11 protein-coding genes and 2 pseudogenes are annotated in these 11,097 nt (G+C 42.4%); 3 read left to right on the top strand and 10 right to left on the bottom strand.

Annotated features, from left to right (window positions below; genetic code table 11):
- The first annotated feature begins 137 nt into the window (after positions 1-137).
- The gene (locus FIS9605_RS0123655; RefSeq protein WP_026734807.1) at positions 138-1,451 is read left to right on the top strand and encodes an anhydro-N-acetylmuramic acid kinase; all 1,314 of its coding nucleotides are present in this window, start codon (positions 138-140) and stop codon (positions 1,449-1,451) included.
- A 462-nt stretch (positions 1,452-1,913) separates the two neighbouring features.
- Here FIS9605_RS0123655 and FIS9605_RS0123660 read toward each other — a convergent pair.
- The 6 genes and pseudogenes from FIS9605_RS0123660 to petM form a co-directional block, all read right to left on the bottom strand.
- A pseudogene (locus FIS9605_RS0123660) lies at positions 1,914-2,145 on the bottom strand (DUF2949 domain-containing protein).
- Between the two features lie 472 nt (positions 2,146-2,617).
- A complete protein-coding gene (locus FIS9605_RS0123665; protein ID WP_026734809.1) occupies positions 2,618-3,157 on the bottom strand; it encodes a DUF192 domain-containing protein in 540 nt (179 codons plus the stop codon).
- 213 nt (positions 3,158-3,370) lie between these two features.
- On the bottom strand, positions 3,371-4,057 hold the full coding sequence (gene nblR, locus FIS9605_RS0123670; protein ID WP_026734810.1) for a response regulator transcription factor NblR: 687 nt from the start codon (positions 4,055-4,057) through the stop codon (positions 3,371-3,373).
- A 363-nt stretch (positions 4,058-4,420) separates the two neighbouring features.
- Positions 4,421-5,338, bottom strand: coding sequence for an NAD(+) kinase (locus FIS9605_RS0123675; RefSeq protein WP_026734811.1), 918 nt, complete (start codon positions 5,336-5,338; stop codon positions 4,421-4,423).
- Between the two features lie 148 nt (positions 5,339-5,486).
- Positions 5,487-6,476: an SDR family oxidoreductase gene (locus tag FIS9605_RS0123685; RefSeq protein WP_026734812.1), complete on the bottom strand. Its 990-nt coding sequence runs from the start codon at positions 6,474-6,476 to the stop codon at positions 5,487-5,489.
- Between the two features lie 149 nt (positions 6,477-6,625).
- On the bottom strand, positions 6,626-6,733 hold the full coding sequence (gene petM, locus FIS9605_RS0123690; protein WP_026734813.1) for a cytochrome b6-f complex subunit PetM: 108 nt from the start codon (positions 6,731-6,733) through the stop codon (positions 6,626-6,628).
- Positions 6,734-7,271: 538 nt separating this feature from the next.
- Between petM and pdxA the strand changes: the two genes are divergently transcribed.
- Both pdxA and FIS9605_RS0123700 read left to right on the top strand, forming a co-directional pair.
- Positions 7,272-8,366 (top strand): 4-hydroxythreonine-4-phosphate dehydrogenase PdxA, encoded by a 1,095-nt coding sequence (gene pdxA, locus FIS9605_RS0123695; RefSeq protein ID WP_026734814.1) that lies wholly within the window; start codon positions 7,272-7,274, stop codon positions 8,364-8,366.
- A gap of 153 nt (positions 8,367-8,519) precedes the next feature.
- On the top strand, positions 8,520-9,038 hold the full coding sequence (locus tag FIS9605_RS0123700; protein ID WP_026734815.1) for a hypothetical protein: 519 nt from the start codon (positions 8,520-8,522) through the stop codon (positions 9,036-9,038).
- Positions 9,039-9,516: 478 nt separating this feature from the next.
- Here FIS9605_RS0123700 and FIS9605_RS37940 read toward each other — a convergent pair whose 3' ends face one another.
- The 4 genes and pseudogenes from FIS9605_RS37940 to FIS9605_RS41190 form a co-directional block, all read right to left on the bottom strand.
- Positions 9,517-9,777 (bottom strand): type II toxin-antitoxin system VapC family toxin, encoded by a 261-nt coding sequence (locus tag FIS9605_RS37940; protein ID WP_231510440.1) that lies wholly within the window; start codon positions 9,775-9,777, stop codon positions 9,517-9,519.
- A complete protein-coding gene (locus FIS9605_RS0123710) occupies positions 9,764-10,027 on the bottom strand; it encodes an AbrB/MazE/SpoVT family DNA-binding domain-containing protein (protein WP_026734816.1) in 264 nt (87 codons plus the stop codon). Before FIS9605_RS0123710 ends, FIS9605_RS37940 begins: the two co-directional genes overlap by 14 nt.
- 560 nt (positions 10,028-10,587) lie before the next feature.
- Positions 10,588-10,848, bottom strand: a complete 261-nt coding sequence (locus tag FIS9605_RS0123715) for a tetratricopeptide repeat protein (RefSeq protein WP_051470121.1) — start codon at positions 10,846-10,848, stop codon at positions 10,588-10,590.
- Positions 10,849-10,893: 45 nt separating this feature from the next.
- Positions 10,894-11,097: pseudogene (locus tag FIS9605_RS41190) on the bottom strand (IS1 family transposase); the annotation flags it as partial.

Below are 11,097 nucleotides of genomic sequence, written 5' to 3' on the forward strand. Positions count from 1 at the left end.
GGGAGAGTGAGGGAGTGGGCATCGAGCATCGGGCATTGGGCATAGTTAACAACCACTAACTACTAACCACTAACTACTAACCACTAACTACTAACCACTAACCACTAACCACTAACCACTAACCACTAACAATATTTATGACATACGTCATCGGTTTAATCAGCGGCACATCTGTAGACGGTATAGATGCAGCTTTAGTTGATATTTCTGGTACAGACTTCGATTTAAAAGTAGAATTGCTAGCTGGGGCAACATATCCATACCCAGATGAAATGAGAGAATGCATTCTGGCTGTTTGTGCTGGAAAAGCTATCTCAATGGCAGAATTGGCAGAATTAGATGATGCGATCGCCATTGCCTTTGCCCAAGCAGCACAAAATATTCAAATTGGTCACGAAACAGCTAATTTAATTGGCTCCCACGGTCAGACAGTTTATCATCGACCACCTCAAGGAGGAAGGGGAGAGGGGGAGAGGAGCCAGTGCGGTGGTGAGGCAGTCCGGTCTTGGGGGTTTCCCCCAGAAGGAACTGCCGAAAGGGTTCCCCGGCATAAAGCACCTGGCGTTGGGAGAGGGGGAGAAATCAGTAACTTACTTACTCCCCCACTCCTCCACTCCCCCACTCCTCGATTCCTTGGTTACACCCTCCAACTCGGTCGCGGTGCTGTCATTGCTCAATTAACGGGCATTACGACCGTGAGTAACTTCCGTGTAGCGGATATTGCTGCTGGTGGTCAAGGTGCGCCCCTTGTATCTCCTGTAGATGCAGCTTTGCTCAGTCATCCCCAAGAATCATGTTGTATTCAAAATATTGGCGGCATAGGTAATGTTACTTATATACCGCCTCGGGGGGATAACTGGCTGGAGAAGATTCGCGGTTGGGATACAGGGCCGGGAAATAGCCTGTTGGATCTGGCAGTACAGTATTTAACTAATGACGCAAAAACCTATGACGAAAACGGCTCTTGGGCAGCGAGTGGTACACCATGCCATGCACTAGTAGAACAATGGCTTCAGCAAGAGTACTTTCATCTGCCACCACCCAAATCCACGGGTCGAGAATTATTCGGCTTTGCTTACCTACAACAGTGTATAAAAGATGCTGAACCATACCAACTAAGTTCAGCAGATTTGCTAGCTACTTTCACAGAACTTACAGCTGCTTCAATTGTTCACAGTTACCGCTCTTTTTTGCCACACATGCCACAACGAGTATTTTTATGCGGCGGTGGCAGTCGCAATCTTTATTTAAAACATCGCCTGCAACAGCTTTTGACTTCAGTGCCAGTTTTAACAACCGATGAAGTTGGATTGAGTGCGGACTTCAAAGAAGCGATCGCCTTTGCAGTTTTAGCCTACTGGCGACAATTAGGTACTCCTGGTAATCTACCAACCGTCACTGGAGCAACACAAAGAGTGCTTTTAGGAGAAGTTAACTTACCAATTTGTTAATGTCCTGTCACTAGTCGCGTCCCCACTCCATATGCATCAATCTTTTAGGAGAAGTTAACTTACCAATTTGTTAATGGTTAGTGGATAGTGGTTAGTGGGTAGTAGGCACTAACTAATACCAAGTTGTGTTCAGATATAGCAATTCGTGCCCTCTCCCCCTCCCCTGTTCCAAATTGGGAGAGGGGTGCCAGCAGGCGGGGTGAGGGGGTGAGGGAAGTACTATCTTTGACTGCAACCTAGTATAACTACTAACTACTAACTACTAACTACTAACTACTAACTACTAACCAACAACCAAGTGTTAACAAATTTAAAGAGCGGGCTGATTTCTCAACCCGCTCTTGTAACTTGTTATAGCCGACACAATCAAGACTGCTAGAGCGACTTTTCCTCTTTACCAGGCTTTGCAAAAGGCAGAGTCGAACCCACATATATTTATCCTCCTGAAGAAGCTACTCATACCTATGCTGCTGTTTCTAGCCAATCATAAATTTGTTCTAATTGTTCGAGAGTAATCAACCCGTATTGCCAAAGAATCATCGGCAAAGGACCAGGATCTTGCTGACTGTGACGAAGAGCAACATCAATAGAGGCTGCGGAAATTGCCAGTTCCTCTTGCAAAAAATTAATCAATTGAGAATAGTTAGATGGTAGCATTTTGTAGTTCACCCCCTTCAGTAGTTCGTGCGGTCATCATTGATGCCACAACTTTTAAGTAGCTAGTAGTCAGTCTTTCATCTGTTACTGAGCAATCGCCCAATCAACAAACTAAAGCAGTTTGTGTATTAGGTGCTCCTTGACAAAAGTCTGCGGAAGTTATTAATTTTAGCGCTACTTTATATATTTAGATCTCAAGCAGCCGATCTAGTTAATTGGATTTCTCCTTTTTACTGCAATTGTTTATTTGAATACACCTGTAGTGAGGAGGATTCCTTTGCTATATAATCTCTTATTGGCCAATCTTTACACGTACGCCAAAAGATAGATTTTAGTTACCAAATGCTAAAATAGCGATCCCCGCCTAGAAATCTTAGGGATTCATCTGTTTGACACTGTATTAGATATTAACTTCACTATTAACTTTTTTACCAGGTATTTAGTGAATTTTTTATCAGAATCTGTAAAAGTACGATTTTATAGGTATCCTAGTAACCTAGGTCAAATTATCATCTCCGTAAATTACTGATATCAAAGAAATCAATTTTGACACGATCCCCAGCTTTTAACCCTAATTCTGCGGCTCGCCCCGAACGCAGTTCAATCACCTGATCGATTTGTGTTCTTGGGCCATACGTGGGACAAGGATCGGCTTTACAGGGAGGTACAGCAGCAGCGATCGCTTGGACTACCCCTTTGCGTAAAAAGACCATATCTAGGGGTACGGGTACATTTTTCATCCAAAAACTAGCAGCCAGTGGTGAAGAGAAATGAAACAGCATCCCCCGATTGTCTGGTAAAGCAGGTCGATACATCAACCCCATCTGTTGTTGTTCAGGTGTTCGTGCTACTTCTAAATCAATTTTGATGCCATTAGGAACAACGGCGCGAGCAGAAATTGGTAACTGCTGACCCTTTGTAAGTGATTGTTGCTCAGTATTCACTGGTGCAGAGGAGCTAGAACTAGGAGGTTTAGCAGGTGTTGGACTAGAACAGCCTATTAGTAGAACACCCAAAAGTAGTGAAAGCAAAGTTAGTGAACGAATCATAAATTTTAGTTAATAGTCATTTGTCATTTGTCATTGGTTAGTAGTTAGTGGATAGTGGTTAGTAGTTAGTGGTTTTTAACTATGCCCAATCCCCAATCCCCATTACCCCTTATCCCCAGAGGGGGCCCCACCTTCCCCAATTCCCAATGCCCGATGCCCGATGCTCGATGCCCGATGCCCGATGCCCACTCTCCCCATCTCCCACTCCTACTTCTAAGATTCTCTTAAGACATAACCGACACCACGCACTGTTTGAATCAAGCGCTTTTGACCTTCATCTTCTATTTTTAGGCGTAAGTAGCGAATATACACTTCTATCACATTTGATTCGCCCATAAAGTCGTAACCCCAAACATTTTCTAGAATTTGTTCCCGGGTTAATACTTCACGGGGGTGTTCCATCAGATACTTGAGCAATTCAAATTCTTTCATTGTCAAGTCTATTGCTCGTCCGTTATGAATAGCGCGGCGGGTTGCAAGGTCTAAAATTAGATCCCCAAAACGTAACTGCTCTGTCGTATCAATATCAGGTTTTAAGTACAGGCGAATTAAGTTCAAAAAATCTTCGGAACGATAAGGTTTGAGGAAGTAATCATCAGCTCCTGCTTCTAGACAAGCGACGCGATCGTCCACTGTATCCCGTGCCATTAATACCAGCACAGGCGATCGCATTCCGGCTGTTCTGAGATTTTTACACAACGAGAGTCCTGATTCTCCTGCCAGCATCCTGTCAATTACAACCAAAGCTGGTTGGCGATCGCGGCCTTGTTGCAAACCGTTTGTTCCATCATGAGCCACAACAGGATCGTAGCCAGTTTCTTTTAAATCAAAAGCGATCTGGTGTGCGAGATTTTCGTCGCTTTCAATCACCAAAACACAGGGGGTATGAGCAAGCGTCATATTAATATTTTACTTCAGATGTTGGATAGGGAAGAAGCAGTTTGGGAGTATTTGGCTATAGACATATCATAATTTGACACATTATCTAAAAAGTTTTAGCACGTTAATGTATCAGATTCAGCAATCCGAACACTCAGAAGCAATAAATTTAATCTCTAGTTCAAAATTTAGGGAATGGGGAATAGGGGAGGGGGAGAGTGGGCGAGTGGGAGATGGGGAGATGGGGAGAAAATAATTCAAAATTCAAAATTAAGAATCTTTTTGACTTTTGAATGCGTGAATGCGTGACTTTTGACTTGTTACGCCACTAACTACTAACCACTAACTACTAACCAATGACAAATGACAAATGACCATTGACTATTACGGCAATTCCACCGAAGTAGGTTTAGCAATATGTGGCAGACCCCAGCCTAGTTTCTCCCGCAAAACTCGAAAGAATTCTGGCGATTGTAGGCGAATGAATTTAGCACAATATTGCGATCGCTCTACGTGTACCCGATCCTCTGGCAAAACATAACACCCGCCATTACCATCAACCACCATCACTAACCGAGGAGTATTTACTGGGTAGATATTTACTGGTTCTGTATCGGGAAACACCAATGCCCTAGAAGCCAGAGAATGAGGACAAATAGGCACTAGCTGTAATGCAGGCACACCAGGGATTACCACAGGCCCGCCAGCACTCAATGAATAAGCTGTAGAACCAGTCGGCGTAGAAATAATCACACCATCTGCGGCAACATCGACTGGCGCGTGACGACCCACTGCAATTTCAAAATGGCACATAGAGGTCAATGGTTCTCGATGTAGCACCATTTCATTCAAACAGAGGGCCTCCCACTGTAATGAATCTCCTCGAAACACTTTGATAGTGAGCATTGCTCGTTCTTCAATTTCATACTCACCTGCCATTAGCAGCTCTATTGCTTGGGGCAGTTGGTTAAGGTAAGCTTCCGTCAAGAACCCCATATGACCAGTATTAACTGTGAGCATGGGGATACCACAAGGAGCTACCAGGCGAGATGCTGCCAAAACTGTACCATCTCCACCCAGCACAACCGCAAACTGTGTTTCTGAGTCAAAGCCAGGAGGCGTTAGACCTTCAATCGGCGTGTGGCATACCGGGCTATCTGGGGTAGAGTAACCCAACATACCACCAGCGCCAGTTGTGATGCAGACATCCCAACCAGCGGCAGTGAACTTTTCTTCCAACTCAATGGCGACGCGACCTGCTATCGGTTTAACGTCGTTGTAGATAATGCCTGCTTTCGGCACACTCAAATATCCAATCTTAAGGCGCTGCTCTTTATTATGTTAATCCTTACACATTTTGGTCAATTTAGTCATTAGTTGTTTGTTGTTTGTTGTTTGTTGTTTGTTGTCTGTTCCAAACAACCACCAACTACCAACAACCAACCATTGACTATTGACCATTGACTTTTTTAAACGGAGTCTTTTTTTCTTTCTTTTTTTTGGCTTTATTTTTTTCGTAGTCTAGCTCTTTGAGCTTCTTCATAATGCGATTGAAGTACTCTTGCAAGTAGCTTTCTAGAGTTGTGGTATCTTTTGGATCAAAGCCAAAGACTTGATATGCTGCATCCATTGAAGCATTGAGAGGTCGACCGCTTGCTAGTACTTCTGTAAATGCCAGTCTGTCTGCTACATTCCATCCCCATTGGAAGAACCGCAGCATCCGGCGCATAGTACGCAGTAAGTTTACTGGCATCCGTGTTACTCTAGCTTCTTTTCCAGATAAGCGCTCGCACAAACTAATAATTTCCTCAGCACTCCAAGCGCGAGTACCAACCACTGGGAAAGTTCGCTTTTCGGTTTCCGGTATGCTCAATGCCCGAATGGCAAATTTAGCTATATCTTGAGTATCCATATAGGCAATAGGCGAAGACTCACCTGTCACCCAAACTGGCTGGTTTTCCAAAATGGGAATTCCATATTGACCAATTAAGCCTTGCATAAAGCCAGCCAGCTGCAATACGGTGTAATTCAAACCGGACTCTGCCAAAAACAATTCTGTACACCGCTTGATTTCCATCAGCGGCACTTCTGGATACTTGTCAGCATCCAATATGGAAAAGAATATGAAACGCTCCACACCTGCCGCCAAACACGCTTGAATTAAGGATACCTTGCCTTCCCAGTCTACTTGTTTGATACTCAGTGAATCGGTGGGACGAGAAGTGGCCGCATCAATGACTGCGGTTACACCTTCCAGCGCTGCTTTGAGCGTTTGGGGGTAGCACAAATCTCCCGGTACAAGTTCCGCACCCCACTCTTTGAGAAATGCGGCTTTCTTTGCACTCCGGACAAGACAACGTACTTTATACCCCTCATCGATGGCACGACGAGCCACTTGTCTTCCCAAGGTGCCAGTGGCACCGACAATTAATAATGTCATGAGGGTTCTTTACAAAACTTAAACTTTTATGAATAAAATCTTATCAGAATCGCATGAACAAACAAAAGTTTACATTCTTTTTGAAGATGCAAACACAAGCGAGAGACTATAAAGGAGCCTCTCGGTTTCAAAGTGCTTCTGGGAAGGAATTACTCTTCTTCTGCGCCCTGAATTTTCAGTAATAAAGCGCCTAAGCCCCAGCCTACAAATATTAAGCTGAAGGATAATATCGCTGCATTGAACATTTCGCCACCCATTACTGTAATTCTCCTTTGCGAATTGTTTAATTAAGTTAAGTCTACCAGAGCCTTACAGAACAGCTGATAGGATGAGACTAATATGAAGTATTGTGACACAGATTCTCAGGTTAACCCTCGGGGATAAACGGAGTAAATGACAAGATATTGTAACCTTTGCAACTAAGTAAATAGCTAGGTACAAATATCACCACTGGAGTATGAGAGTTTCTTGACTCAAAAATTGACCAAAACTGCGTTTTGGTTGGAGAAAAGTTAAAGGGGAAAGGAAAATCAAAATGCTCATGGTCAAGTCCCTCAATTTATTGATGGTTATTGATGGAGAATATGAAAGATTTTTGAACAAGACACATAGTGCAAGAAAAAGCGTCCTCGAACAGCGTCCCTAACTTTAGTTGTGGGATTTGTCGAATTTCCTTTTCCCTTTACCCCTTTCCCTTTGCCCCCAAAGGGATTTATTGTCTGGTGTCAGTTAACATTATCACATCGAGACGCTTTTGAAAGGCAAGTTAAAAGCTGGGATAAGAGAATTGCTTGTATGTCTTTATTAAATAAAAAAAATGATACTTTGCCACTGTCGCATCGTCCTCGCCTAGCATTGACGTTGGGAGATCCCGCTGGAATAGGGCCAGAAGTGATTTTAAAAGCTTTGGCAGACCCGGAGTTGAGTAAAAATTTTGATGTAACTGTTGTAGGTAGCCAGGAATTACTATTACAAAATTATACTAGAGTTCTCGTAAATGGAAATTTAGTACCTTTGGCAAATCCAGAAAACTTGTCAATTCTTGACGTGCCACTAGAAGAACAAATTAAAAGTGAAATTGTCATTGGAACGGGTAATGCAGCTAGTGGCGCAGCTAGTTTTGCTTATATCGAATGTGCGATCGCCCGAACTCAACAAGGAGAATTTGATGCCATAGTTACCGCCCCGATCGCTAAATCTGCTTGGAAGGCAGCGGGGTATGACTATCCAGGGCAAACAGAACTTTTAGCTCAAAAGTCAGGTACAGATAGATTTGGCATGTTATTCGTAGCGCGATCGCCCCATACTGACTGGACGCTGCGAAGTTTATTAGCCACTACGCATATTCCTTTGTGTCAAGTACCGCAGGTGTTAACACCAGAATTGTTGACGAAAAAACTTGATTTATTGGTGGAGTGTTTAGAGCAAGATTTTGGTATTGAGAATGGAAAAATTGCGATCGCGGGTTTAAATCCCCACAGTGGCGAACAGGGACAACTCGGACGTGAAGAACAAGATTGGTTAATTCCCTGGCTAAATCAAGAACGTCAAAAACGCCCGAATTGGCAGCTAGATGGCCCCATTCCGCCAGATACAATGTGGGTCAAGCCTGGTCAAGCTTGGTATGGTGGAATTGATCCTGCCAAAGCTGCTGATGCTTACCTCGCACTCTACCACGACCAAGGTTTAATTCCAGTCAAGCTAATGGCATTTGATAGAGCAGTAAATACTTCTATCGGTCTTCCCTTCATTCGTACCTCACCAGATCACGGTACAGCATTTGATATTGCTGGTAAAGGAATAGCTGATGCAACGAGTATGAAAGCAGCAATCAAATTAGCAGCAGAGTTGGCAAGCGTGAGACTGCGAAGAAGTGGGGAGGTGGGGTGATGGAGGAGTGGGAGAGTGGGGGAGTGGAAGAGTGGGGAAATAGAAGAAAGAACCAATAACAAATGACCAATGACTAATGACTAATGACTATTGACTATTGACCCTTGACCCTTGACTATTAACTATGATGTTTTTTAATCATCAAAATCAACGATGAATAATAACAAACTTCGCAATATACTCATCGGTGCTGGAGTTGCAGCCGTTGGTGCCATTGGGACTAAAGCCGCAGTAGATTATTTCCGCAACCGTGGTAAAGAAGAAGTTGTTGATGAAAGTCAAGGCGACGCTGTAGCTACATCTCCACAAGAAGTTGCTTATGCAACCGTAGAAACTAACTCTGTGCAAGGTTTTCTGGATAAAAGCTTTGGTGAAGCTGGTCGTTATGTTCCCAACCGTCCGCCGAAGATATTTGATTATCAAGGTAATCAATATATGGTGATTTGGGCATATGACAATAAGCAACAAAAAAATCAAATGTTGGCTTTTCTCTACACCGATGCTGGTCGGAAAATGATTGCCAGTGTTGGATATACAAATCAGAAAACTGACTACAATCTCAACTTAGGCAGTACACCTTTTGCTGTAGAAGTAAATGGTCAGCAATTGCGTTCTGGTCAGTCAGAAACAGGCGGAACAAGTGATGTAGATTTTGTTCTAGCCGGGTCTTAATTAAAATTTTTTGAATTGGAAATTTGTTGTTAAGGTGGCTAAAAAGCCACCTTTTTTGATTGTTTATTAGTTTTTATGGGCTTGTCTCTTAAGAAGTAAAAAGTAAAAAGTAAAAAGAAAGACAATTTATTATGAGTGCCTTTTAACTTTTAACTTTTAACTTGATTTGGACGTATTATTTCTCGCGCTATGCGTCTCGATTGGGAATGTTTTCCCGATCGTTCCATAAATAAATAATGGTGAAGCGTGATCATTATTCTTTTTCTTTATGAATGCCTTTTTACTTTTTAATGAGTGCTTTGTTCGGTCAATAAAATGTACCCATGAGTGCGATCGCTTAAGTTCACTTTAAGATTTTTTGACTTCACACTTCGTTAGCCCTATAGTTCCTTTCACGAATTTCTCATCAAAGGTGTAGAGTTGAGTATGATGCTGACTTTGGGCTAAGTGAAAAGCATCCGCAAAATCTAAGCCAATCTCATGCCATTGCAACACTTGAGCAATTAAACTGGCATTTGTTCAGATGAACATTCAGTAAACCAAAAAGCTTTCGCAATGCTGTACATATTTCTTCTCGTTGAAATTTATATGCGAATCTTAGTACCCATTCTGTTTCGAGAATAACTATGTCTGGTATAAAAACATCATGATTTTGGAAAATCTCTAGACTCTGTTGATACTGTAATTTATCATCTTGGGTCAATAGCCGTACAATAATATTAGTATCAACCGCGACCATGCCACGATTCCTCTATACCTTGGCAGATAGCATTCTCCATATCTTCAATAGTTTTTGGCGTGCCTTGATATTTCAAACATCCTGCAACCTCATCTAAAGTAGTTTCAGGAAAAGATTTCTTTGGTTTCAAAAGAATACCATCATCCATCTCAATTATGATTAGTTCCTGACCAACTTCCCAGCCATGAGCCTTCCGTAATGGTTCAGGAATAATTACTTGCCCTTCATCGGAGACTTTTGTTATTTCCATGAGGTAAAAACTAGAAAAATAAAGATTTTGTAGGAATTATAGCTGGTTGCTTACGCCTGTATTTATTTAAACCAAAAATTGCGATCGCTTTTTTGTGGAAGTGAGTGCGATCGCGCAATCCACCCTAAACCAACAGTTAAGCGACTTCTCAACACAAATCGGGGAACTTGTTTTTCGTTGAGTTTCAAGTTCTAAACTCAAAGTTTCTCATTTCAACCTAGGAGTTTCAAGTTCTAAACTCAAAGTTTCTCGTTTCAACCTAGGAGTTTCAAGTTCTGAACTCGAAGTTTCTCGTTTCAACCTGCGAGTTTCAAGTTCTGAACTCGAAGTTTCTCGTTTCAACCTGCGAGTTTCAAGTTCTGAACTCGGAGTTTCTCATTTAAAATCTCAAGTTTCAGGTTCTAAACTCGGAATTTCTCGTTTTATGCTTGGAGTTTGAGGTTCTGAAGCCGGAATTTCTTGTTTCAAACTTGAACCTATACTCTTTGAGAGCCAATCACATAATCAAACAGAACATTAACAAGCAAGCCATCTCCCCATCTCCTCATCTCCCCACCTACTTACTGCTGATACTTCCTAATTAACTCCAGCGCTTTTTGATATGACTGTGTATTTCCTTGTTGTCGAAACAGTTCAGCAGCTTTCTGCAAGTCAGCAATTCCACCTTGGTTATCTCCTGTCTCAGCACGGGCTAAACCCCGAACAATGTAGGCAAGAGCATAGTTGGAATTAATTTTGAGGGCTAAGTTGTAATCAGCGATCGCTCCTTGCTTGTCTCCCAAATCGGCGCTCGTCCGGTGCAGACAAGATGTCCACACCACAAGATTTATTCCCGTTGCTGAATGAAGGGATGATATCATTGATGTAGGTACAATTTGATACTTCAAGTAGTGAAGTAATAATTTAAGTGAGTATCGAGCGCATTTCTTCGGTCTTAGAAGAGCATAAAGTTTTTCGGTGAAGGCGTTCAAGATAATGACGCAATCGGGTGTTTTCATTTTCCACTCGCGTCATATATGTTTGACTGAATAATTTGGTCTCCATCAGGGATAAAACTTGGGTAAACTTTC

Source organism: Fischerella sp. PCC 9605, assembly GCF_000517105.1.
Lineage (GTDB): Bacteria > Cyanobacteriota > Cyanobacteriia > Cyanobacteriales > Nostocaceae > PCC9605.